Source organism: Humisphaera borealis, assembly GCF_015169395.1.
Lineage (GTDB): Bacteria > Planctomycetota > Phycisphaerae > Tepidisphaerales > Tepidisphaeraceae > Humisphaera > Humisphaera borealis.
In genome coordinates, this window is sequence record NZ_CP063458.1 from 6,357,477 (window position 1) to 6,380,944 (window position 23,468).

16 protein-coding genes are annotated in these 23,468 nt (G+C 65.3%); 6 read left to right on the forward strand and 10 right to left on the reverse strand.

All coding sequences use genetic code 11. The features are described from left to right. Window positions 1-30 precede the first annotated feature (30 nt). A complete protein-coding gene (locus tag IPV69_RS23935; protein ID WP_206292249.1) occupies window positions 31-1,227 on the forward strand; it encodes a sialidase family protein in 1,197 nt (398 codons plus the stop codon). Window positions 1,228-1,330: 103 nt separating this feature from the next. On the opposite strand, the gene IPV69_RS27640 is transcribed toward IPV69_RS23935, so the two are convergent. From IPV69_RS27640 to IPV69_RS23955, 4 genes are all read right to left on the reverse strand, one after another. After that, a complete protein-coding gene (locus IPV69_RS27640; protein WP_206292250.1) occupies window positions 1,331-4,069 on the reverse strand; it encodes a Calx-beta domain-containing protein in 2,739 nt (912 codons plus the stop codon). 139 nt (window positions 4,070-4,208) lie between these two features. Further along, window positions 4,209-6,737: a hypothetical protein gene (locus IPV69_RS23945; protein WP_206292251.1), complete on the reverse strand. Its 2,529-nt coding sequence runs from the start codon at window positions 6,735-6,737 to the stop codon at window positions 4,209-4,211. A 960-nt stretch (window positions 6,738-7,697) separates the two neighbouring features. After that, a complete protein-coding gene (locus IPV69_RS23950; RefSeq protein ID WP_206292252.1) occupies window positions 7,698-9,476 on the reverse strand; it encodes a sulfotransferase in 1,779 nt (592 codons plus the stop codon). 207 nt (window positions 9,477-9,683) lie between these two features. Further along, window positions 9,684-11,303: a class I SAM-dependent methyltransferase gene (locus IPV69_RS23955; RefSeq protein WP_206292253.1), complete on the reverse strand. Its 1,620-nt coding sequence runs from the start codon at window positions 11,301-11,303 to the stop codon at window positions 9,684-9,686. Between the two features lie 220 nt (window positions 11,304-11,523). On the opposite strand from IPV69_RS23955, the gene IPV69_RS23960 reads away from it, so the two are divergent. From IPV69_RS23960 to IPV69_RS23975, 4 genes are all read left to right on the forward strand, one after another. Next, a complete protein-coding gene (locus IPV69_RS23960) occupies window positions 11,524-12,519 on the forward strand; it encodes a prepilin-type N-terminal cleavage/methylation domain-containing protein (protein WP_261361980.1) in 996 nt (331 codons plus the stop codon). A 251-nt stretch (window positions 12,520-12,770) separates the two neighbouring features. After that, window positions 12,771-14,363, forward strand: a complete 1,593-nt coding sequence (locus IPV69_RS23965) for a tetratricopeptide repeat-containing glycosyltransferase family 2 protein (RefSeq protein WP_206292255.1) — start codon at window positions 12,771-12,773, stop codon at window positions 14,361-14,363. Further along, window positions 14,360-15,124, forward strand: a complete 765-nt coding sequence (locus IPV69_RS23970; protein WP_206292256.1) for a PIG-L deacetylase family protein — start codon at window positions 14,360-14,362, stop codon at window positions 15,122-15,124. Before IPV69_RS23965 ends, IPV69_RS23970 begins: the two co-directional genes overlap by 4 nt. A 60-nt stretch (window positions 15,125-15,184) precedes the next feature. Then, window positions 15,185-15,823, forward strand: a complete 639-nt coding sequence (locus IPV69_RS23975) for a hypothetical protein (protein ID WP_206292257.1) — start codon at window positions 15,185-15,187, stop codon at window positions 15,821-15,823. Window positions 15,824-15,854: 31 nt separating this feature from the next. Here IPV69_RS23975 and IPV69_RS23980 read toward each other — a convergent pair whose 3' ends face one another. Beyond that, the gene (locus IPV69_RS23980) at window positions 15,855-17,669 is read right to left on the reverse strand and encodes a LamG-like jellyroll fold domain-containing protein (RefSeq protein WP_206292258.1); all 1,815 of its coding nucleotides are present in this window, start codon (window positions 17,667-17,669) and stop codon (window positions 15,855-15,857) included. A 281-nt stretch (window positions 17,670-17,950) separates the two neighbouring features. On the opposite strand from IPV69_RS23980, the gene IPV69_RS23985 reads away from it, so the two are divergent. Then, the gene (locus IPV69_RS23985) at window positions 17,951-18,409 is read left to right on the forward strand and encodes a hypothetical protein (protein WP_206292259.1); all 459 of its coding nucleotides are present in this window, start codon (window positions 17,951-17,953) and stop codon (window positions 18,407-18,409) included. 27 nt (window positions 18,410-18,436) lie between these two features. Here the strand turns inward: IPV69_RS23985 and IPV69_RS23990 are convergent, their stop codons facing one another. The 5 genes from IPV69_RS23990 to IPV69_RS24010 all read right to left on the reverse strand — a co-directional run bounded on the left by IPV69_RS23990 (window position 18,437) and on the right by IPV69_RS24010 (window position 23,356). Next, window positions 18,437-19,180 (reverse strand): hypothetical protein, encoded by a 744-nt coding sequence (locus tag IPV69_RS23990; protein ID WP_206292260.1) that lies wholly within the window; start codon window positions 19,178-19,180, stop codon window positions 18,437-18,439. After that, complete coding sequence (locus IPV69_RS23995; protein ID WP_206292261.1) at window positions 19,177-20,628, reverse strand: M48 family metalloprotease; 1,452 nt, start codon at window positions 20,626-20,628, stop codon at window positions 19,177-19,179. Before IPV69_RS23995 ends, IPV69_RS23990 begins: the two co-directional genes overlap by 4 nt. Then, complete coding sequence (locus IPV69_RS24000; RefSeq protein ID WP_206292262.1) at window positions 20,541-21,374, reverse strand: M48 family metallopeptidase; 834 nt, start codon at window positions 21,372-21,374, stop codon at window positions 20,541-20,543. Before IPV69_RS24000 ends, IPV69_RS23995 begins: the two co-directional genes overlap by 88 nt. Before the next feature lie 344 nt (window positions 21,375-21,718). Further along, complete coding sequence (locus IPV69_RS24005; RefSeq protein ID WP_206292263.1) at window positions 21,719-22,012, reverse strand: hypothetical protein; 294 nt, start codon at window positions 22,010-22,012, stop codon at window positions 21,719-21,721. A gap of 114 nt (window positions 22,013-22,126) precedes the next feature. Next, window positions 22,127-23,356, reverse strand: a complete 1,230-nt coding sequence (locus IPV69_RS24010) for a patatin-like phospholipase family protein (protein ID WP_206292264.1) — start codon at window positions 23,354-23,356, stop codon at window positions 22,127-22,129. Between the last annotated feature and the right edge of the window lie 112 nt (window positions 23,357-23,468).

Here is a 23,468-nt window from a genome sequence, read left to right on the forward strand (position 1 = left end):
CGGCGGGGCCCCCGTAGGGGTACTGCAGGCATGAACCAATGCGCCCGCCTGACCGTCGCGATCCTGTTCCTCTGCGCCGCGGTGCCCGCCACAATCGCCGCCGCACCCGACTGGAAGCAGCAGGCGACCGACGACGCCAGGAGCGACCGCACCTCCATCGCTTACGACGGCAAAACGCCCGACAAGCTCGTCTGCGACACCACGCTCCGGCAGTTGCCCGACGGCTCCTGGGCGCTGTTCATGCTGGCCGGCGACGACTTCGAACCCTCGCCGAAAAACTACATCGGCCTGACCCGCAGCACCGACGAAGGCAAAACCTGGTCGCCGCTCCAGCCGGTCGACATCGGCATGCCGCGCCAGGGCAGGACGGCGGGGCAGGGGCCCACCGAACTGCTCGTCCGTGGCAGCCGTGCCACCCTCTATTTCTCCACTCATTCCCAGACCTGGGGCCGCGACTGGCAAAGCTGGCTCATGCACTCCGACGACAACTGCAAGACCTGGGGCAGGCCCGAGCCCCTCCCCGGCCGGCTTGCCAACTTCACCTTCATCCGCAATCACATCACCACCCGCGACGGCCGAATCCTGCTTCCCTTCCAGCACTACCTCGGCCCCGGCCCCAACGTCCCGCCGCCGCCTGCCGAGGAGAAGCCCTGGCACCAGGCCCTCCGCCATTACGTCAGCAATCCCCGCAACGGCGTGCTGATGAGCAGCGACGGGGGCAAAACCTGGACCGAGCACGGCGACATCCGCATCACCGACGACGACCGCTACCACGGATGGGCCGAAAACAACATCGTCGAACTCGCCGACAACCGCATCGCCATGATCATTCGCGCCGACCGCCTCGGCGGCGTCCTCTACTATGCCGAGAGCAAAGACGGCGGCCGCACCTGGCCGGCCGCCGCGACGAAAACCGACATCCCCAACCCCGGCTCCAAGGCAACGCTCTACGGCCTGGGCGGCGACACCGTCGCGATCCTGCACAACCCTAACCCCAAGTTCCGCAGCCCCATGGCGCTATGGATCAGCTTCGACGGCATGAAAACCTGGCCCTACCAGCGCGTACTGCAGGCCGAAAGCTGCGACGGCCCCAAGGGCCGCATGAACTACCCCGACGGCTTCGTAAGCAGCGACAAGCGCTGGCTGCACTTCGCGTTCGACGACAACCGCCACCGCGCGGTGCACTACAGCGCCAAGCTCCCGCCACCGACCAATGGCCGGGAGTGACGAGAGCGGCGCGGAGGGAAGACGGAAAGCGAATCAACGAGAGGTATGTCCCCCCTTTCTTCGCCAGAAGTGCGATGTCCGGCTCTGGTTGCTAACCAGTCGGTCAATCATCATTCATGATCGTCCCCACGCCTTGCCCGTCGTCGATGATCGCGCCGATCGGACTGGTAAGATTCACGAACACCGTCTCGTTCACGCCCTTGATCGTGTCGCCGTTGATCACCACCGAGATCGTCCTGCTCGTCTGTCCGGCGGCGAAGGTGATGGTCCCGCTCGTCGCCTGGTAGTCGTTGAGCGCGGTCGTGGCCGTCCCGTCGGCGGTCGCGAACTTCACGCTGACTGCCGTGTTGGAAGCGCGATCAAGCGTCACGGTGAAGTTCATCAGCCTTGTCCCGCTGTTGCCCTCGATCACGCTCGGGGCATTGCTGATGCGGATCGCCGGCGTGTCGTCGTTCACGATCGTGCCGACGCCGTTGCCGTCGCCGATGACCGCCACCGTCAACGCGCTGAGGTTTACAGAGAACGTCTCGCTCGGTTCGACGAGCAGGTCGCCGTTGACCGCGACGGTCACGATCACGGATTTCGCGAACGTGGGAATGGTCACGGTCCCGGCCTTGGCGACGAAGTCAATTCCCGCGGCTGCGCTGCCGGGAGCCGTGGCGTACTTGAATGTCACCGGCTGATTGATCTTCCGGTCCAGCGAGATGGTGAACTGAACCGTCTTCGAACCGCTGTTTCCCTCGGTGACGCTCGCGTCGCTGATCGACAGTGTCGGCGGGGGGACGTCGTCGTTCAGAATCGTGCCGGTGCCCCTGCCATCGTCGATGACCAAGTTTGTCGGGTTCGACAGGTTCACGACAAAGCGCTGATCGCTTTCAATATTCGTGTCGCCGATGACCTTGACCGTCACCGTCCGCGTCAACTGCCCGGCGGCGAAGTGAACCGTGCCGCCGGCGGCCTGGTAATCGAAGCCGGCGTTGGCGATCGCTCCGGGCGTTGCGCCGTCGGCGGTCGCCCAGTTGACGGAGGCCGACCCGGTGCCGGACGAGCGGGTCAGCGTGAACGTGAACGACTTCAATCCCGCATTCCCCTCGGCCAGCGAAACGTCGGCAATCGAAACCTTCGGCGTGGAGGCCGCGGCCGCCTCGAACGCGCCGACATCGACCTGCGCTCCGACGATGCGCGGGAAGCCCGCGCCGCGCTGGTCGTTGGTCGTGCCGCCGGGGATCAGCGAATTGTTCCCGGCGTTCAGTGCCGGGCTCCCCGACAGCAGCGCCATCGTAGCGGTCGGGCCGCCCTGGATCAGAAGCGGACCGAGTTTCGGATCTCCGCTGCCCAGGACGCCGAGCCCGACGAGGTCGGTCCTGCGGATCAGGTTGTTGGCGCTGCCGGCGAAAGTGGGCACGTTGCCCTCGTTGTAGTCGAGCGCGTCGACGTCGGTGATGCTGTTGTCCTGCTGGCCGACGATCGAGTTGGTGAGCCTGGCCGAAGCCGTCTTGCCCGCGCCGTCGCTGAGGACGTAGAGGTTGCGGCCGCGATTCACCGAGACGGTATTGGCCGACAGCGTGCTGTTGGCAATGGTCAGGGACCCGTTGCGGCTGAAGATCGCGCCGCCGATCCCCGACCCCGGCGACGCCTTGTCCTGCTGGTCGTCGCCGTTGGCCGCGGTTCCACCGGCACCGCCTTGCGCGGCGTTTGCGGTGAAGGTGCTGTTGACGATGGTGACGGTGCCTTCGTTATTGAAGATCGCGCCGCCGAAGCCCGCGCCGCCGCCTCCTGCGCCGCCGCCGGGTCGATCGATGTCTTCGATGAGGCCGTGGCTGCCAGCGCCGGCTTCGAAGCCACCGTCGGCACCGAGCGCGCCGTCGCCGCCACCACCACCGCCGCCGCCGAATCCTCCGATGCCGCCGGTGCCGAGTGTTCCGCCGGCGCCACCACCGCCGCCGAAGCCGCCGGCGCCGCCGTGGCCGTTGGCGCCACCGCCGCCGCCACCACCGCCGTGTCCACCCGCGCCGCCGGGCGCCGAGGCCGCGCCACCGCCGCCGCCCGCCCCGGGCGCAGCGCCGCCGAGGTCGGATGTAGAGGCGGCGTTGTCGCCGGGCTGGCCGCCGGAGCCTCCGGAGCCGCCGGGCGCGCCGTTGCCGTCGGTGGCGTTGCCGCCTGCGCCAATGCTGCCACCGCCGCCGCCGCCCAGCGCGCCCGCGCCGCCGTTACCGCCGATGCCGCCGCCCCCTCCGCCGCCCGATGGCGTCGGAGCGAGCTGGATGATGCCGCCGTCCCCGCCCTTGCCGCCGACCGCGGCGTTGGCGGTCAGCGTGCTGCCGACGATCTTCAGCGTCCCCTCATTGAAGAAGACGCCGCCCATGCCCGCGCCGCCGCCGCCTCCGGCTTCGCTGGCGGTCTCCTGGAAGGTTGCGCCGTCGCCGCCGACGATTCGAAAGTCCCGCAACGTGAGATTCGCCAGCGACAGGTCACCGCCGGCGACGATGCGAGCCAGGCGCAGGCTTGCGACGGTGGAGTCACGCTTCAGCGTAGCGCCGTTACCCTCGATTCGGATCTCGCTGCTGATCGCCGGCAGCGCCGAAGCCCCAAAGCTCGAATCGATCGCGGTCGCGAACGTGTAAGTCGAGCCCGCCGCCAGAGAGATCACATCGGCTTCGCCGTTGGCGTTTGCCACGCCTATCGCCGTCACCAGACCGGCGACGTCGCCTGCGGCGATCGCGATGTCGGCGAAGAGACGGCGCGTTTCCAGTGGTTCGATCCGCGACCAGAACGCCCGCATGTAACCCGGCGAGATCCCGGATGGCCGACGGCGACGTTTCCCGTTTTCTGCGAGACTCATGGGGTGCATTCCTTGAGGGGAAGAAAAGGGGCGATAGATCCAGCCGACCACAGAGAACGCGGCAGTCGCGCTGATGGCGCCGAACGCGGCAAGGCGCGGGGTTGGACGTGCGACACGGGGAGGGCCGCAGACACTACCCTCACGGCAGCACAACCACGACCCGAATCTGGCCGGAGTTGTCGGCGGACTTGTCGTCTTCACAGTACAGGAGCAACTCGCCATCCTCGGGCGCTGCGATCGTTGCACCTGCGGTTACCCGGCCTCCACTCTTGCCGATCCGCCAGTGCATCGCCATGAAGCCCTTATTCCGGTCCACACGGCCTCGGTAGTCGTACGGCTCGTCCTTCCCGCTCTTCCATTTGTCCGTCAGGTTCGGTTCGAAGACGATCTTGTCGCCCGCCTTCAGCTGAATACCCGTGGACACCGGACTCCGCGGAAGGTTCTTCGCGGTAACGGTGATCTCGGTGCGCTTCGGCGGGTTCGGCTTGACGGGCACAGCAGGCGTGGTGGGATTCGCCTGGGCCGGCGGATTCGCCGGGGCGGGCTCCGGGGCCGGCTTCGCGGTCGTATCGACGATCACCGGCTTCGGTGTCGCTGGCGACTCGACCCGGGCGATGACATTCGCCGCGTCGCCCGTCACCAGCCGCACTTTCGTCCACACCGACTTGCCGGTGAAGAACAGCTTCGCCCGCCGTTCCGACAACTGCGCGACGGCGGCTTTGACGTCCTGAACCGTTCGGCTCACTTCCGGCTCGAACGCGCCGTTCGTGAAGACACCGACCGACACGGTCACTGTCTTGCCGTGCCGCTCCAATCGGATCACACGCGGCCCCGGCGTACGGACCGAGCCGATCGACTTGCCCCACTCGTCTCCCAGCGTCAGGGCGACGCCTGCTGGCGAGTCGCCGTTCGGGCGAATCACGACCCGCAGCGATCCTTCATTGGTCATGTCTCCCAGACCGGCGACCACCCATTCGGTTTTCGGCACGTTCACCCAGAGATCCAGGACGAAATCCTTCGACAGGTAGTCCTCGGCCTTGGTGACAATCTTCGTCCCGCCGTCCGGAATCGACATCCCTTCGGCGGTGACACTGAACGTTCCGGTCGCGATGAAGTCCGGCGGGAGTTTCGGGTTGTTCAGCAGGAACGCCCCCTCGGCGGGATCTTTCGCTCCGGGTTGTGCTTTGGGGGCGCCGGGCTCGGGGAACCTGACTGGCGCATCGGGGGAGCGGACCGTCGCGCCGCCGAAACCGGAGGCGCCGACCGCGGCGACGCCCGTCGCCAGCCGTACTTCGGTGAACACGACCTGCCCGGAGAAGTAGAGTTTGGCCCGCTTTTCCGACACGTTCGGGTTGGCAACGAGGGGGTTGCTCACCGTCTGGGTCATCTCCGGGACGAACTTGCCGTTTTCGATCGCACCGACGGAGACCGTGACCGGTCCGCCGATGCGCTGGAAGCGAACGACATAGGGCTCTTCGGAGCGGACCTTGCCGAACGACTTGCCCCACGTGTCACCCAGGGTCAGAAATGCCTGACGCCCGTGTCCGTGGTCGTTGCGGATGACGACCCGAATCGAGCCCTTTTCGGTCGTGTCGCCGATGCCGACGACAACCCACTCGTCATTCTTGGGCACCTCTACGTGCATGTCGAAGACGAAGTCTTTCGACAGGAAGTCGGCGGTCCGGGTTGCGATGATGCAATCCTTCGCCGGGCGGATGCCCACCTTCTCGGCGCCGAAGGTTCCCACCGCGGCCAGGAACGCCGGCAGGGTCCGCGAAAGCTTTGAGGAGACATCCGTCGAAACGCCCGGCGACGCCGGCGCCGCCCCGTCCCCGCGGGTGGTGGTGAGACCGATCGCCTCCATCTCTTTCTGGACCGCCTCGGCGCGATCAAGGTACTTCAGCCGAGTGAAATTGCGGATGGCGTCGCGGTATGCGGAGGTGAGTTTCTGGTTCGCCAGCTGAACGGCGGCGGAATACCGATTGCGCGCCCCCAGAACCTGCGAGTCGTTGGTGCCGTCGGGAAGCGTGTTGTCGGCCTCCGCGGCCGCCTTGGCGTCCGTCAGCCGCTTGACGCCGTTGAGATCGCCGGCGGCGGTCATGGCGGTGATCCTCGTGGAGATGACCGTTACGTACGCGGTGCGCGACTCATCGACCGATCGTCGATAGTCGGACTTCGCACGATCGAGCAGCATCGCGACCGCTTCGGGAGAATCGGCATTAGGGCCGTCAGGCTGACCGCTGAGCAGTTGCTGGCGCTCCTTGCGGAGGTTCAGCGCGGCGTCAAACTTCTTGGCGTCGTTGTAGGCTTGGATAGCGGTTTCGTACGCACCGACGAGTTGTCCGTCGGCCTTTCGCATTGCCAGTGAATACTGCGCGACGGCGTCCGAGAGCGTCGCAAGGTTCGGCAGGATGCCAGCCGTGACGAACGCATCCTTGTGCGCGGTGAGGACCTTCAGTTCTTCGAGGTTTCCCGCCGCAGCAGCCGTCCGGATGAGCCGATCCATCGCCTGCGTGAGTGCGGTCTTGGCGGCACTGCGGCTCTCCTGATGAGCGACCTTCGCCGCCGCGAGGTCGTCGGGGACCGTCTCGACCGCAACCTGCCCGCGCAAAGTTGCTACGCTGAGGACCGTCAAGCAGAACAATGACGTGATGCGACGAGCAATCATGTGAGGCCTCCAGCACGAGAGCAAGTTGGTGAGATCGGGACGTGTCAATGCCCCACCTAGTCGACCTGACCCGGAAAGAATCCGGTAGGCGCGACCCCCTGTCAAGCCAGTTTTTGAGGTGATGGGGGGAGTCGGGTGTAGCGCAGATTTTCGGCACTGGCGTGTTTTTCGGGTGCCATGGGCTGCGGTGCTCTGCTGCCCGTGGTGATGCCTCACCGCCGCGACATGGCGGCGGGGGCCGACCCGGCTTCGGGGACCGACCCTGGGGCGGGAGGGCGGATTCCACTTGTAATCCACACGCCCGTACTTAACATATACCGTACTTATATACTGGCGTTACCAGGTTCCGCGGGAGCCTGGTTGCGTCTCTCCGTGCGCCACCCGACGGGTGTGATCCGGCGGTGCTGGTGTGGACTCCACGGATAGGTTCTTCAGGTCTGTCGGCCCTTGACGGGGAGGATCAGACGCGATCGGCCTGCGAATCGTCGGCCGGGCGCTATGAATCGGAATGCCTTGTGGAACGTCCTCCCGCGCGCTCGTCGTCGCGGGCGTGCTGATGTTTTGGCGTTCGGCCGGGCACTGGCTCCAGGCGGATTCACGGACTCGGGCGATCGATGTGATCGCGCGGGGTGGTCTGTTTTGGGAACGGGCGTCTGGGAGCGTCGCCGGTGTGGCGGCGGGGAGGTGTCGCCTTGGGTTCGTTCGGCAGAAGCTTCTTGGGTTCGTTCGGCAGAAGACCGCGCGGCGTCCGACGTTCGATGTTCGGCGTTCGACCTCATTCTTGGGTTCGTTCGGCAACGGAGCAGCGCATGGGAGCGCGACCTGGCCACAACCCCCACCCTAGCCCTCCCCCGGAGTACCGGAGGAGGGGACAGGAGGCGATCTCGGGATCGTTCGGCGATGTGACGCGTCTGCGTTGCTTCGAAACTGACCCGTGCATCGGGAGGGTTGATGGACGACCTACTGAGCGACCCCCAGCAGCGCCGCCGTCGGCAGGCAGACGGCGCGGATCGCTTGAAGGTCCTCGGCGTCGAGGGCGTCGCGCTTGCCGGCGCGGACGGTGGAGGGTTCGATCGGTTCTCTCAGCGTGCCAGGGTTGAACCCTTCGAAGATCCGGCCCATCACCGACATCGGGTCGGTCACCGCCTGGGTGTACGGCACGACGATCAGGCCGGCGCTGCCGGCGTTGGCGCCGCCGGACATCGCGACGGCGTCGAGGATCTGGTCGGCGAGGTAGCGCCACCACGCCGCCCGACGCCAGGCGGGATTTTTGAGTTGGCCGACGTCAACGAGGGCGCGGCGCTGGCGGTCGGAAAGGAACGGGTCGCGCAAGCCGCCGTGACTCATCTTCTTCACGTCCGCGGAAAGGAGGTGCGAGAACGTGGTCTTCCAACTGGCGATGACATCGAACGGGTTGCGGATGCAGACGATGAGCTTGGCCGCGGGCATGGCGCGGCGCATCGCGGGCAGGCGGCTCAGGAAGCCGAGCGGGCTTTTGACGCCGAGGACGAAGTCGCGCGAGGTCACCGCCGGCAGATACTGGGTCTGCTCGTTGGCTTCCATGGTTTCGTCGGTGACCTTGCCGTCCTTGAGCTTGTTGAGGATGGGCCGGCGTTCGAGGATTTCGCGGCGCTGGTCGCGGTAGAACGCGCCGACGCCGTAGGGAATGAGTTCCTTGCGCAATGGCCGGCTGATGCCGTCGGGCTCGTTGAGGACGACGCAGTTTTCGTAGCGGTGGAGGAGGTTGCAGAGGTAACTGGTGCCGCTCCGCGGGAAGCCGGTGATGATGAGTTCGGGGGTCGGCGTCCGGTGGGGCGAACTGGGTTGTAGTGCAGCCGTCCCGGCCGCGGCTGGCGCGACGACCGCACCGCCAACACCACTGGTCAGCAGCGGGGCGTATTCCGGGTCGGCCTCGATGCGCTGCTTCAGGGCCGGCCGTTCGTTGCAGAGGTCGCGGGCGAGGTCGACCAGCATCGGCTCCCGCCGAAGGACCGGCGGCGAATGGTAATGGGCGAACAGCGGCGGCCGGGCGTAGTCGATGGCCTTGATGTGGACGGGGTAGTTGTAGCGCTCGTCGAGGCAGGCATAGGGAAGCTTCAGTTTCTTGATCGCGACGGGCAGCGCGATCTGATCGAGATGCGGCCGCTTCAGACGGACGCCCCACTTGGCATCGATGCGGCGGCAGGATTCGAGCCAGGCGTCGCCGAAACCGCTGGTGGGGTCGGCGGCGATCAGGCCGGCATTGAAGTAGGGGTGTACGAGCTGGCCGTAGACGGTCGATGCGACGCGGTCGTCGGGGAGCTTGAGTTTCATCGCCGCATACGCCCGCCGCCACTGGCGGTACTCGGTGAGGTTGGCGAGGTCGACGGCCTTGGCGGCAACGGGAAAGTCGAACGCCGGATCGCCGTCGAAGGGCCCGGTCAGGAGGATGTCGGAATCGATGAAGACGAGCCGGTCCATCGTCGTCTTGAGGAGCATGCAGGAGATCTTGTTGCCGATGGGGTAGTCGTCGGCGACGAGGTTGGTGATCGGCTCGATGCGGCAGCCGAGGTCGTGCAGCAGGGCGGTGGTGTCGGCGGCGAGGGTGCCCCAGCGGGCGGCGGGGGACGGGACGGCGGCGATCAGTTCATGCTCGCAGCGCAGGAAACGCTTGAGCGACGCCGCCAGCAGCAAAGCCTTGTTCTCCAGCACGCCGGCCTGGCAGACGAAGACGAACGCGTAGGAGCGGACCTTGCTCATGCGGTGGCAAACCTCCATGTTTCACGGCGGGGGCGATCCATTCGCCTGCGCCGCCGACAAAGGTAAGCAAAGGTGGCGTGTGAGCAACAGGAGAACCTTGCCATCGGTCGTCAAGACTTTCCGCGGGGGCGTGACATTGCACGAAGAAGTCGTCAGGTTGTCATCCCAAGGCTTTCCGAAGGACGACGCGGGAGGTGCCAGGCGAAATCATTCTTTTTTCCGCCGTAGCAGACGAGACAGAAGCGATCGCCGTCGCTTCTTTTTGTGGTCTGGCAGTCGGCCGCGATGGGGGGCGACGATCGATGCGTTGAGCTCGTGCAGCAGTTCCGACGCCTGGCTGTACTGTTCGCGGGTGAAATCGATACCGAGTTTGTTAAGCAACTGGATCGCCGCTGGCGTCTTGCCCGCGAGATGTTTCCGGAAGATGGCCTGCTCGCGCGACGCCAGCATTTTCAGGTAGCGCAGCGCCAGTGTTCGTACCGGCATCGCACCGGCGTAGTGCCATTCGGTGTCGATCTGTTTCAAGCCGACGCCGTTGATGATCAGGTTGGGCGGCGTGCAGTCGAAGAAGTCGGGCTTGAGGAGGGACTGGTACTTATCGGTTGGGTCAATCGCGACCACGCCGACTTTGAGAAGGTGATCGATCCAGGACCGCAGGTGCGCGATCGCACCGTCGAAGTCGCCACGCTGGAGGAGGTCGACAACGAGATGTTCGAGTTGCGGACCGGTGCGGTAGGCCTCCGTTCCGACGACATTCGTGAGCTTGGTGCCGGCAGGCGGTTGGACGTCGATCAGCCGGGACTTGCGGACGAGGATCTGTCCGCCGTCGCCCAGGACCATCGCCGTGCGGGTATTGAACCAAGGCTGTCGATCGGTGACGTAGCCGGCGGCGAGCAGTTCCGGGGGCGAGAGTCGCGGGGTTTCCTCGGCGGCGATGACGAGAAAGGAGTTGGCCAGGTCGGCGAGCAGGCCGTTGCGGTGGAGCACGGATCGCACTTTGCGTTCGTCAGCGGGCAGGGCGAGACGACGGCCTTCGTGGGTGGTTTCGATGAGCCGAAGGATGGCGGCTGGGTCAAAGTCGGGTGTGTGGAGGGCACGATCGGTCAGCACCCAGCTCGGCAGCTTGTAGTCCGGGAACGGATAGTGGAACTCCATGGCGGGGAAGCCGGACGCGGCAAGGTACCGGGACAACTCGGCCTTACCGACAGTCTTGACGCCCGCAGGTTTGTAGAGGTCCTGGACGCCGTCGAAGGGCCTGCCGGTGTGGTCCTCCGGGCTGCCACAGAAGTACTTCAGGCCGAGCTGGTTCTCGATCGCCAGCAGAAGCACACCGCCGGGCTTGAGAAAGGATTTGGCAAGGCGGAGGCAGTCGAGGAACGGGTCGGGCGTCTTGAAGAAGACGGGAGAGTATTCGAGCACGCCGATGAGCGTGACGATGTCGAATTTCCGGCCGGTGTCGATCGCCTGGAAGTCGCTGCAGAAGACGCGGACGTTGGGCAGGTCGGCGGTTCGGGCGGCGGCACAGGCGGCGCGGATCGGGCCGCCTTCGATCGCCCAGACGTCGCCGGCGGCCTCACCGAGCTGCCGGGTGATCGCGCCGCAGCCGGCACCCAATTCCAGCACCGAATGCTCCCGGCCGATCGTCAGGTGGCGAAGCAGGTTGTGCCGGGCGGGGGAGAAGTGATAGAGCGTCGGCCAGGAGGCGATATGCCGGAGGAGTTCCTGCGAAAACTGGCTGCGGTCCGTAGTCGCGCCGAGCAGGTCGAGGGTTTTCCGTTCGACCTTCTGACCTTCGGAATAGCTGAACGCCTCATGGCCGGGACGCATCCAGACACCGGAAGCGGGATCGCGACGAAATTCATCGACGGGTGTCTGGGTAAGCAATGTCCGACTCCATTCGAAATCCTTACGAAACGGCAATACGACCTGAACAGTATGGCCTGCGTTGATCCGCTCTGCAAAGTCATGGCGGTCGCGTATCCATGCCGCCACCGGACCACATCCGCCTACGCCAATCCCTCGAAAGTTCTAGGTGTTGCAGCCCTTTATGGTTATAATTCGGGACGCGACCCACATCCCTGCCCGAAGGTGCCTAATTCGCAGGCCTCGACCCAGCTCGGCGTTCACACTTGTCGAATTGCTCGTCGTTACGGGCATCATCGCGGTACTGATCTCCATTGTGCTTTCTGTTTCCAGCGGCATCCGAAAGCAGGCGCGTGTCGTCCAGTGCTGTGCGAATCTGCGAAGCATCGGGCAGGCGACGCTGGCCAATGCGGCCGAGCGGGGCGGATACCTTCCACTGGCCGGACGAATCACCGTGCAGGACACGTCGTCGGTCTATGTCCTCCCCAGCGCCCTCGGCGACGACAGCGTCCGGCACTACAGCTATGCCAAAATTCCGAGCCTCAACATCCTAACCCTCGTCCCGTTCATCGCCGCGCTCGCCCCACATCTGGGTGTTGCCGACCTCCCGCGCAACGACTGGAACGCGCTGGACCAGGCGTTAAATGCCAAGGACGGTGCCTGGCGGCACTTCACCTGCCCGGACACGAATTCCTACGACAAAGCGACCGTCGGCACCGCCCCCGGCGACAATACCGTCGAGGGTCAGGCGACCATGATGCTCGTAGCCACCGACAGGCAAACCTTCATCGCCTGGGCGACCAATTCCGATTACGTCATCAACGAAGGCGTCTTCGGGCATCACTACAATCCGGCGTTCGCTCGCAACCGACTGTCCGGGAAGCTGGCCCGTATCACCCGCCCGCCGGAGACCGTCCTTTTCACCGACGGCGTTCCACGCACGACGATCGCCGACCCCTTGATGCCCTTCGGTTGGATGACCTGGACCCCAAGCCTCAACGGCGTCGGTACCGCCACCCTGACCGATGCCCTGAACAACACCCCACGGGCCAGTTCCTCGGAGAACTTCGACCTGCTCCGCCACAACCGGCGGATGAACGTCGTCTTCGCCGACGGGCACGTCGAGACCCTCCAGATCACGCCCGAATCGCTCGCCCACGTCCACCTGATTTCGCCCTGACAGCAGGGCTGCTACCGCATCAAATCAATTCGAGCGTCCCCAAAAGGCAGACGTTCGGCCAAAAAATAAGAGATATACCTATTGCCATTCACGCAGAACCCCGATATTCTCTCGTGGGTTCACTTAGAAACCCGTGGCGTAATAGGGTAACTCTTGGTGTCCGATGTGTACATCTCGTATCGAATAGCAATTTAGTGCGGCCGTCAATGTCGCGCCATCTTTGGTGCTTGCTTGTCTACTCGGGAGCGAAAATGCGCCAGCGGGTCTCGCTTTGCATGATCGTGCGCAACGAGGAGCACAACCTGCCGCGAAGCCTTGCGGGGTTGGCCCAACTCTTCGATGACATCGTCATTGTCGACACCGGTTCGACTGATGGCACTCGCGCCGTGGCCGAAGCGATTGGTGCCCGCGTATACGACTTCACCTGGTGCGACGACTTCTCCGCCGCCCGGAACTTCGGTCGCCGCCAGGCGACCGGCGACTGGATCTTCTGGCTCGATGCCGATGACCGGTTCGACGCCGAGAACCTGACCCGCCTGCGCCGTCTCCTCGAGCAGCTTCCGGTCGCCGATGAACTGTCCCACGACTTGATCTACGTCATGTCGTGCCGGTCTGCCACCTGTAACCCGGGCGTGTCGTTCGACATTGCCCACACCCGGCTTTTTCGCAACCGGTCCGACATCGCGTGGCGCGGCCGCATTCACGAGCGTCTCGTTCACGGCGGCTCCGGCGCCGGACTGGCCGACAACGAACTGGTCTACACCGATGTCGTCATCCATCACGAAGGGTATCGCGACGCCGAGCAGTGGGCCGCCAAGCAGCTTCGCGACCAGCGGGTCCTGGAGCGCGAATACCTCGTGCACCCCGACGATCCGATGACAGCGTTCTACCTCGGTCGGGTTTTCGCGGCCCAGCGACTGGCGGACAAGGCCATCCCGTTTCTGCGACGCAGCATCCAGAACGATCCTCAAAGTCTCTACAGTTCCACGCCCAAGGCCGCCAGCATCCTGATTAAGTGCCTGATCGAAAGCAGTCGATTCGACGAGGCCGTCGCGGCGGCCGATTCGATGTGTCAGCGTTTTGCCCACAACTTCGAGCTTTTGTACGAGTGCGGGGCGGTGTATCTGCTCGCGGGCCGGGCCGTCGATGCCGAGAATTGCGCCCGGGCGCTTCTCGCCCAGTCGCCGTCCGAGCCGACATCCCGCTCCTCGGCCGACCAGTGCCGGGCCGGGCTCGCCGTGGGCATGGACACCCGCGCCGCCCGCATGCTGCTCGCCGAAGCCCTGTGTGCGCAGGGCCGCCCGCGAGAGGCCGCCGGCCAGCTTCGTACACTTCTGGTGCAAGACCCGTCGAACGTCGTCGCCTGGGCGATGCGCGGTGAAGCGAGCCTTTGCTGTAACGACCTTCACGACGCCGAACTGTCGCTCAAGTCGCTCTCGGCGTTGCCGAACGCCACCTTCCAAACCGCCATCCTTCGGGCACTGTTCTGCTCGCGCAGCCGGCAGTTCACCGAAGCATTGCGTTGGGCCCGCAAGGCGATCGCGGCACGACCCGAAGTCCCTTCCGGATGGATCACCCTGGGCAACGCGCTCTACGACGAAGGCGTCGACTGGCGCGGATGTGCCGCTGCGCTCGAACAGGCACTGCGGCTCAACCCGCGACTCTCGCAGGTGCGCCAGCAACTGCAGCGCGTTCAGGCTTACATCACGACGTCGGCGCAGCACCAGACCGCTTCGCAACGCACTTCCACGGCAGCGGGGCACGACGCCGACACGACCCCGCTCGCCGCTCCGTCCGGCCCTCACGCCGACCACACCGAGCGACCCTGGGGAGGCCTGGCATGAAGTCTCGCGGAACGTCATCCGACCGAGGCGGCATGTCCAACGGCGACGCCTCGACCCAGCTCGCACTGGTCCTGTCGCCACACCCCGACGATGAATCGCTCGGCTGCGGAGGGACGATCAAGCTCATCACCGACGGCGGCGGGGCGGTCGACGTCCTGTTCATGACCCGCGGCGAGAACGGGTTCGCACCCGGCCGCATCCCGACCGCCGCCGATCGCGTCGACCTCGCCGCCCGCCGCGAATCCGAAGCCCGCGCCGCCTGCGAGCGTCTGGGCGTCCGCAGGGTCGCGTTCCTCAACGGCGTCGATGGCTCTCTCGGCGCCACACCGTCGCTCAGCAGTTCGATCCTCGCCGCCCTCGTCGAAGGCAATTACCGCTCGGTCTTCTGCCCCTGGCCTTACGACCGCCACGGCGATCACCAGGTGACATACCGAATGCTCCACCAGGCGCTGGCCGGCCTGAAACGCGAGATCGACGTCTGGCTCTATGAGATCTGGACTCCGATGGAGCCCAATTACTATGTCGCGATCGACGGCGTGCTCGAAGCAAAGATGGACGCGTTCGCCGTTCACGAAAGCCAGGCCGCCGTCCTTCCGTACACCGAGGCGTTCCGCGGGCTTGCCAGATACCGCGGCCTGAGCTGCCCGCCTGCCCGCGCCGCCGAGGCCTTCTTCTATTGCTCCAGCACGCAGCTCCTGAACCACGAAGGCATCCCCTGGCCCAGGCCGCCGTTCGCCGCGCCGGCCGGCGTCCGCCGCTGAGATTCGGCGCGATGCCCCGCGACCACCCGTCCCGCGGCGCGTAACTCAACCGGAAGCCGAATGACTTCCTCCCTGTCGAAGGAAAACCATCTGCTCGAACGCTTCGGCGTCACCGTCTGCCGCAACGTCGATCAACCCGGCGTCGGTATTGATGTCGGCTATCTCGTCGATTTCTCGCAGATGCCCGTCTGCACGCCCGACCAGCAACGCATCGAAGCCGTCCTCCAATCCCGCGATCTGACGAACCGCGACCTGCTGCATGTCGGCATCGGCAATTCGCACCTGGCGATGCGACTGTCGCCGCGCTGCCGGCTGATCGACGGCATCACCGTCGCCGAGGCCGAGCGCCAGCGTGGCCGCGCGACCGGGCTGGCCAACTATCGCGCGCTCAAGGCCAACAAGTACGCGGTCAGCCTGGCGGCGATCCTCAACCGGCACTACGACCACATCATCGACAACAACTTGGCGAGCTTCGCCTGCTGTGGATTTCACCTGATGCTGATGATGAGCAGCTATCGCCTGATGCTGCGCCACGGAGGTAGCATCCTCACCGACCGCCAGGGGATGGAATGGACCGTCAGTGACCCCCGATGGAAGCTGACCGAGCCCGACCTCGGCGCACTGGCGAACGCGCTCGGGCTGAAGCTGTCGAAGACCACCGAATGGGTGTACGAACTCACCAGGCCGGTCGAGAGCTGAATCGGCCGGGTGGGCGTTACATCCGTTGACGCTACTTCAACTTCTCCAGGGGAATGACCGCCAGTTCCGCGCTGTTGTGGTTCCCCCGGCGGCCGCCGCCGTTGGAGTAGCCGACGTACAGCTTGCCCTCGTGCTCGACGGCGCAGGGATAGGAGAGCGAAGCGCCGTCGGCCACGTCGCCGGGGCCCTGGGGGAAGATCGACGGGCGGATGATAAACACCCGGCTGAAGACCGACTCGCCCGGCTTGCTGACGGCAATGGTGAGCGGCGTGCGGCGGCCGCCGCTGTCGGCGGTCGTCGTGCAGACCAGGTAGCGCTGGCCGGTACTCAGCATGCCGGCGGCGGGCTTGGAGGTGGCCATCGGCAGGTTACTCGGAGCCGACGCGATCCACTTTCGGCCGTAGTCTTTGCTCACGGCGATCAGCGCCTGCGCCTTGCCGCCGAAGCGGGCGATGTTCGTCACATTCGGGCCGTCAACGACAATCGCAGATTCACCCCACATCGTCAGCCCGTCGACCGCCGGGATGACGACCAAGTCCCATTTCGTCAGGTCGTCGCCATGACTGATCGCGATGGCGGCGGGGTTCTTGGTTGTGTCGGAGAACGCACCTGCCTTGATGCCGGGCATGATCCAGTTTCCGTCGGCCATCTTCACCGGCTGGTTCAGCGCCCAGAACCCGCCGTCGACCACAACACCCAGCGGCTTCCAGGTATTCGTGGTTTCATCGAGCACGAAGGCGCGGGTGTGAATCTTCTGCATGCGGCCGTAGAACGCGCCGTGAAACGCCCAGAGCCTGCCGCCGTGCGACAGGAAAACGCCGTGACTGATGGACAGGTCCGGCTCGGCCTCACCCGTGCCGATGGTGAAGGGATCGCCCCAGGTTTTGCCGCCATCTTCGCTGACGCGGCCGCGGGCTTCTTCGCCGTGGGTGTTCTCTTCGCCTTTGTTGTGCCCGAACGACGCGTAGAGCTTGCCCCTGTGCCAGCCGAGGCCCACGCCATGCAGCCAGACGTAACCGTCCTTGTCGGGCTCGTTGGCTTTGATGACACGATACTCCACGCCGCTGAGCACTGGGATCTCGGCGGCCTTCGGAAGTTTCACGTTTGCGTCCCAGAGCGGCGTGTCGGCGACGATCGCCTTGGGTATCTCGTGGACGGCAGCGATCGGCTTGTACAGCGCGGCGACTTCTTCGGCGCTCAGCACGCGCGGCACGAACTGCGCTTCATCGACCGCGCCGCTGAACAACTGCACGCGTCGGCCGTTGTCGTTGATGCCGCCGAGCGTGATCGGGGCCTGCGTCGCCGGCATCGGGGCTTTCAGCTTCGCTTCGCCGACGGGTTGTCCGTTGACGTAGAACGCCGCCCGGCTGGCGTTGATGGTCAGTGTCGCGAGATGCCAGTGGCCGGCTTTGACGGCGTCCCTGGTCGCGATGGTCGCCCAGCCCCCATGCTGTACGTACGCCTTAAGCTTGCCATCGGGTTCGACGGCGATCGACCACTGGCGCTCGTTGAGCGAGTAGCGATTCTTACCGGCGACGACCTGCTGTCCGCTCTCGGGCGCGTAGGGGTTGAACCAGACGGAGAACGTGAAGCCATCGGAGGCGTTCAGCGCGGCGGTGTCCTTCAGTTCGATGACTGAGGTGCCGTCAAGCACGAGCGACTTACCGAGCGCACCGGCGGCCGCCCTGGCAGTGCCAAAAACTTTGATCGTCGGATCGGTCGCATCGAGCGACCAGTTCCGAGCGGTCGCCGAGGGAGCGGTGTCCGGCGTGACGGGTTTAATGTCAACGGCGACCGCTGCCGAGCCAAGAGCGATAACAGAAAGGATAAAAGCGGTGTGTTTCACAGGGCCTGCTTTCGGCTTGGCATGCTGCAATCGCAGTGGGCATTTGTCCACGCACACGAGTCAGTGAATTCGGTTACCGCCAGATCGCCACCACCGTTTACTGCTGGCAAATGCAAGCCCAGCCAACTTGGGCTGCAGCGATCGATCAGTACACTTCCCTGCAGGCGACGGCGAACCAGCCCCGTCGCATCTCCTGACTTCTGGCCGGCCAAGCACGAATACATCCGTTCTGGTGGGGAAGTGACCGCGCTGCGCGTCGGGCGGCGAGCGACGAGAACCTGATGACCCTGCAGCCCTACCGAGAACCTCTGCGCGTGACCCTGCTCCGCACGGGCGCGATCGCGCTGGGCGTCGGGGCAGCGCTTGTCTGGCGGTGGGGCGGACCGTTAACGCCCGGCTTCTACGGGCGCTGGTTCGTCGCGTCGCTGCTGGCGCTTTGGCCGACACTGGGCGGGCATTTCGTCGAACTCTGGTATCTGAACCGGCTGCGCCCACGCCTGCGATCGGGCCGGCCAGCACAGTCGGCTGCGCGCGTCGGCGTCTGGTTCGTCGGCGGCGTCATGCTGGCTCTGTGCATGGAACTGTCCGCACGGGCGCTTGGTCTGACCCCGAGACTCGGCTCGATGTCATGGCCCGCGCGGGCCTCGGTGGGCGGCATTGCCTTCATCGGCATCGAACTGGTGGTCCACCTGGCATTACAACTAGGTGGCCGGCCGAGCTTCTACAACGGGCGCGGATGATGCCGCGTGCCTTTTTGTAGGGGCAGCTCATCTCCCGCCCGGCCGTCCACCGCCGCCGCCTCCCGCACCGCCCGGCGAGTAGCCGCCACCGCCTGGTGAATAGCCGCCCGGGCGACCGGGGGGCTGATATCCACCGCCGCCGGGGCTCGGGCGGTTATAGCCCGGCGACGGCCGGTTGTATCCGGGGGAGGGTGAATCGTACGGGTTCGGCGATCCGTTCGGATAGCGGGGGTCGTACCCCGGCGAACCCGGGCGGTTGGGCTGGCCGTTGTTGTAGCCGGGCTGCCCGGCGCGCGGGTCGTACGGATTGCCGGCGTAAGGGTTCGAGCCGTACGGCTGGCGGTTGTACGGGTTGTGTCCTGCGTACGGATTCGGTCCGGCTCGATTCACGCCGTACGGGTCGCCCGGGGCGTACGGGTTCCGCGGGCTGTAAGGCGACTGGGCCATCAGGTACGCCGGGGGTGTGGGCTGGTAGCTGCTGTAGCTGCTGCTGACGCCGGAGAAACTCGCCGGCCGCCATTCGGCCACTTCGCCACGACCGCCGCCCCAAACCATCTGCGGCAGTGTCGGCGGACTGATGCTGTACCAGACCATCGTCGCGACCATCACCACTCCGGCCAGCGACCGACCCGCGTAGCCGAGCCAGTACACCCGGCCCTCCTTCTTCGCCCGCGCCTTGTCCAGCTTGTCGGCCTCGGACTCGCGGTCGGCGGGCTCGCCGAGCGGTTCCAGGCCGGCGGCGATCTCGGCTTTCTCTGCCCAATCTGTCAACGTGGACAGTGTTCGATTGAAGACGTTGTAATACTTGCCGATGGTCGCCTCGGAACAACGGCTCGCCTCCACCGGTCATCGTTCTTGGGAATGTCGTCCACCAGCGCCGCCCCGAGCGTGCAGTCGGCAACGCCGTGCGCGTAGGGGTAGGGAATCTCGTTCAACTCCGACCGGATGTCGCGCAGCAGGTCGATCACCTCGTTGTCGACGGAGATGATCCGGTTCACCAGCGGCTGATACGGGTTGGCGGGGTTGTACGCGGGGCAGAAGATCTCCAGCGACATCGCCGCCTCTCGCAGCGCGTCGATCCTGGGCTGAACGCCCTGTAAAGCGTGCGAAACCCGCACCAGGGGCTCGATCTGCGAGCGTGGATCCCTTGACGGCAACGGAGCGCCTTCGGCGTCGAACTCCAGCGGCAGACGGGCAAGAACACCGCCGTCGCCGAGAAGTTGCAAAGCCAGGTCCAGTCGCCGCCGGGCGGGCTCTTCGAAGGCGGCGAGCTGCTGGGACGTGGTATTGAAGACCGGTCGTTGCGCGGCCTGCCGGGCCCTGGCCTTGCGGAGCACGCCGCCGGCCTTGGGGTTGAACGAGAAGATGCCGCACAGTTCGAGCTGCGCCCGCGTCGCCGACATCACGCCGGCGGCTTCATGGTACTGTTCGACCGCGTTGCCCATCTGGTCGGCCTGCGTGAGGACCGCCTGGCGTGCATGGCCAAGTTCGGCGGTGACGGCGGCGAGGTCGTCCGCGGGCTGGAGCGCGTCGAGCGAGGCACCGATGGGCCGGGTCGGTGCCATCTGGTTGCGGAAGAAACGCCGCAACGACTTGGCGGCCTGCCGGTGGGTGTTGCGATCGCCTGCGATGTCGGCGGTGGCAACCAGTTGCGTCGTGCCACGGACCTTTTCCCATTGCTCGTCGCCCAGCGCCTCGCGGTAGAACGCCTCGGTCGCCTGTCGGCAGGTGCCACCGAAGTCGGCAAACAAGCCTGACGCCGGCTCGGTACAGGCGACGATCGGGTCGCCGCCGGTAGCGCGGACGCTTCGCACCCGGTCGCTGTGGCTGGGGTGCGTGTCGAACCAGCCGGTCTTCTCCGACTCGACAAGCTTCAGGATGTCGTCGCGATGCTCGGCCAGTTGTCGTGCATTGGCCGAGACCAGCGCGGGCACGTCGTCGGCGAGCCGCTTGTTGTCGAGTGCGTCGGCCAGGTCGTAGCGGGCCCGCTGTGACGCAATGCCGAGAAACACCAGCAGCCTGCTCGTGTCGACAAAGTCATCGACGCCGGCAAGTCCGGCTTCCAGCCGGTCGGCGTCATATTCCATTCGGCGGAGCACGTGGCAACTCAGCAGGTGCGACCCGAGCATCATCAGCCAGAGGACGCCCCGCATCGGTTCGACGAACGCCAGCGCGACCCAGTAGAACATCTTCGCCAGCACGTTCGACGAGTAGCGCATGCGCCAAGCTTTTCGTCAAACCGGTCGCGACTGAAGACGACGGCGGCGAAGAAACCCGTCAACCGGCGGACCAGGTACGAACCGGTCATTCCGCCGCGCTGTTTGAAATGCCCCAGTTCGTGGCCGATCAGCCCGGCAAACTGCCGGACCGACAACCCGGCCACCAGCGGCAGTCCAAGGCGCAGCACGAGCTTCCCGCCGACCATGCTCCACAAGCCGCCGCTCAGGCGGGCGCTGGCGTTGGGATCGCAGTCGACCTCGATGCGCTCCGGCCGGCGGGCACCGGTCGCGACGCAGAGCCGACGCACGAACTCGAACAGCGCCGGCTCATCCGTCTCGGTCAGCGTCAGCACATCCTGCGGGCGCGGCTTCTGCCGGAAGAAGATCGGCTTGATCAGGAACAACAGCAGCAACACGCCGAGGATTGCCATCGGCAGATGGAAGATGAAGTAGGGGCCGAACTCGAGCGAAAGCACCGACTGGACGACGTGCCAGACCGCCAGCCAGCCGAGGAAAATCACCAGTGCGATGTAGATCAGCGGGAGCAGAATAAGGCTCCCGGCCAGCAGCGCGATGGTGATGCGATAACCGAGGCTGATCTCCGCCGGCGGCAGCGAGGCATTGATCGCGCCGACCAGTCGTGAACGGCCGTCATCGGCACCGGCATTTGCAGGAGCCGATCCGGAGACGTCCGGCCACGCAGCAACATCTGCCTCAGCCGCCACACCCGCGGGCCACGTGGACATGAGAACCACCCTGGAAAGAAATGTCAGATCAGAAACTGTCGCCGCAGGGCCATGCCCGCGCGCCCCGGAGGATCAAGTGCAGCCCCCGTTGCGGCAGAAAATATACAGGCCGCCCGGAAGAATCCAGCGGAAAAGATGATTGGAGTGTGGCGCAGGGGCTTTGCACTCGCGCGTCCCCCGGGTGCCTTGAGCTGTGGTACTCCACTGCCCGTGGTAAGGCGTGCCCGCGATGCCACCGCCACGGGCAAGCGAGTACGTTTGCCCATGCCACCCAAGACCCGGCAGTCCTCGCCCATCGCGTCACCAGCGCGTGCTTCAGGCGCGGATTCACGCTCGCAAGCAGCTCACTTCAACTTCTTCTTCAGCAACTCGCCGGCGTAAATACCGGTGACTTCCATCAGCTTCGAAATCTCGGTCATCTGCGCTTCGGTCGGCTCTTTGGAACCGATGGTCTTCTTCAGTTCTTCGGCAACTTTTTCCAGCTCGCCGATGCGCTTTTCCAGGTCGGCGGTGCTCATGCCTTCGGCCTGCTTGCGGACTTCGTCGGCCGGCTTCTTCAGGTCGGCAGTCGCACCGCTGTCGCAACCGGAAAGGAGGATGCCAAACACCAGAACCGCCACAGCAAGGATTTGTCGCATCGGCGGACTCTACCCGTGAGGATGGCGGGGTCAAGCAACGTTCTGAAAGTTCGAGCGGCGAACGGCCGACCGCGACGAGCACCCTGGCAGCTATCCTGCGCGACCGGCAGTCGGTCAGCGGGCCGCCTGGTTGATGTCCGCACTGCGAGTCGCGGGAGGCTGAGCATCGTACGACGGCTTGGACCGCCATGCGGTGCCGTCGGTGCCGGCCTTGTATCCCAGGTCGAACAGCCGCGACATGTACTTCTGGTCGAACATGCTCTTGCTGTCGTCCAGGAAGTGATGGGGAATCGAGGTGACCGAATATGACATCTTGTTTTCGCGGGCTTCGTAATAAAGCGACCAGAGGTCGCCTCCCGCTTGCGATTTGATCAGCGTCGCGATTGAGCGTGCGGCGATGTCCGCGACCTTGGCATTGACCACCTTGTGGTCAGGGCCGTAGTGGGCATTGCGAATGACATGCAGGTGCGAGTTGCGCTGCACCCCGTGCTGATCGCGAATCTCGTAAACCCGCACTTCCGAAGGAAGCAGGAACATCTCGCGTGTCACACCGCCGTCTACATGCATCTCCTCGTATTCCTTGCCGTCGGCACCTTTGACCTTGAGGTAAACCGGCGGAAAGGCGGCGGGGATCGCCGACGACGCCAGCAGCACCTTGCGGAACAGCTCAACCCGATCTTTGCGGCCGGAGCAGGCGATCGCACCGATGTCCCAGACGACCGGCCGACCGGCGTCGAGATTGGTCGTCCCGATCAGCAGTCGCCGACCCTTGCGGTGTTCGGCGGCGATATCCTCGAGCATCTTGGGGGTGAAGTATTTCTCGGCGAGTTTCACCAGCGGAGAGGTGTCGTAGGCACTGTCGCTGTGAAGCAGCGCGAAGTACCCCTGGAAGACCGCGATGTCCTTCTGGTCGACGCTGGTGTAGACCTCACGCATCGGCTTGTCGTAGGCGCTTCCCAGGAACGCAAAGGGTGCCGTCAGCGCACCTGTGCTGATGCCGGTGACCACTTTGAACACCGGACGATTTCCGCTGGCGGTCCAGCCACACAGCACCCCCGCGCCATACGCCCCGTCCTGCCCGCCACCGGAGATCGCCAAGTAATGGGCGTCGGGAAATGCCTTCACGTCCGACCCGATCCCCAGTGCCGCGCGCTCCTGCGCCCAACTGGCAACGAAGGTATCAATCATGGTACTGCTGGTTTGATCGCCCCAGAATCGGGCCTGGTCAAATCCTTCGAGCGACACGGTGGTGACCTGCGACTGCGGCACGGGCGAGCGCGTCCGCGAAGCGCCGCAGCCGGTCAGGGTCAGCAACACGATCAAACAGCCGATGATGCTTCGCATAATTCACGTCGGAAAAGAGGGCAATGCTCGCGGAACTTTAGTCGCGTCGGGACGGCCACACCGCGCCGGGAGACGTGCTCGCAACGCCCGCGGGATAAGACCCAAAACAGCC

Coding starts and splice junctions, on each gene's coding strand:
- IPV69_RS23985 (WP_206292259.1), top strand. CDS start 17,951: ATGACCCTGCAGCCCTACCGAGAACCTCTGCGCGTGACCCTGCTCCGC.
- IPV69_RS23975 (WP_206292257.1), top strand. CDS start 15,185: ATGACTTCCTCCCTGTCGAAGGAAAACCATCTGCTCGAACGCTTCGGC.
- IPV69_RS24005 (WP_206292263.1), bottom strand. CDS start 22,012: ATGCGACAAATCCTTGCTGTGGCGGTTCTGGTGTTTGGCATCCTCCTT.
- IPV69_RS23950 (WP_206292252.1), bottom strand. CDS start 9,476: ATGAGCAAGGTCCGCTCCTACGCGTTCGTCTTCGTCTGCCAGGCCGGC.
- IPV69_RS23935 (WP_206292249.1), top strand. CDS start 31: ATGAACCAATGCGCCCGCCTGACCGTCGCGATCCTGTTCCTCTGCGCC.
- IPV69_RS27640 (WP_206292250.1), bottom strand. CDS start 4,069: ATGAGTCTCGCAGAAAACGGGAAACGTCGCCGTCGGCCATCCGGGATC.
- IPV69_RS23965 (WP_206292255.1), top strand. CDS start 12,771: ATGCGCCAGCGGGTCTCGCTTTGCATGATCGTGCGCAACGAGGAGCAC.
- IPV69_RS23995 (WP_206292261.1), bottom strand. CDS start 20,628: ATGCGCTACTCGTCGAACGTGCTGGCGAAGATGTTCTACTGGGTCGCG.
- IPV69_RS23955 (WP_206292253.1), bottom strand. CDS start 11,303: ATGCGTCCCGGCCATGAGGCGTTCAGCTATTCCGAAGGTCAGAAGGTC.
- IPV69_RS23960 (WP_261361980.1), top strand. CDS start 11,524: ATGGTTATAATTCGGGACGCGACCCACATCCCTGCCCGAAGGTGCCTA.
- IPV69_RS24000 (WP_206292262.1), bottom strand. CDS start 21,374: ATGTCCACGTGGCCCGCGGGTGTGGCGGCTGAGGCAGATGTTGCTGCG.
- IPV69_RS24010 (WP_206292264.1), bottom strand. CDS start 23,356: ATGCGAAGCATCATCGGCTGTTTGATCGTGTTGCTGACCCTGACCGGC.
- IPV69_RS23945 (WP_206292251.1), bottom strand. CDS start 6,737: ATGATTGCTCGTCGCATCACGTCATTGTTCTGCTTGACGGTCCTCAGC.
- IPV69_RS23970 (WP_206292256.1), top strand. CDS start 14,360: ATGAAGTCTCGCGGAACGTCATCCGACCGAGGCGGCATGTCCAACGGC.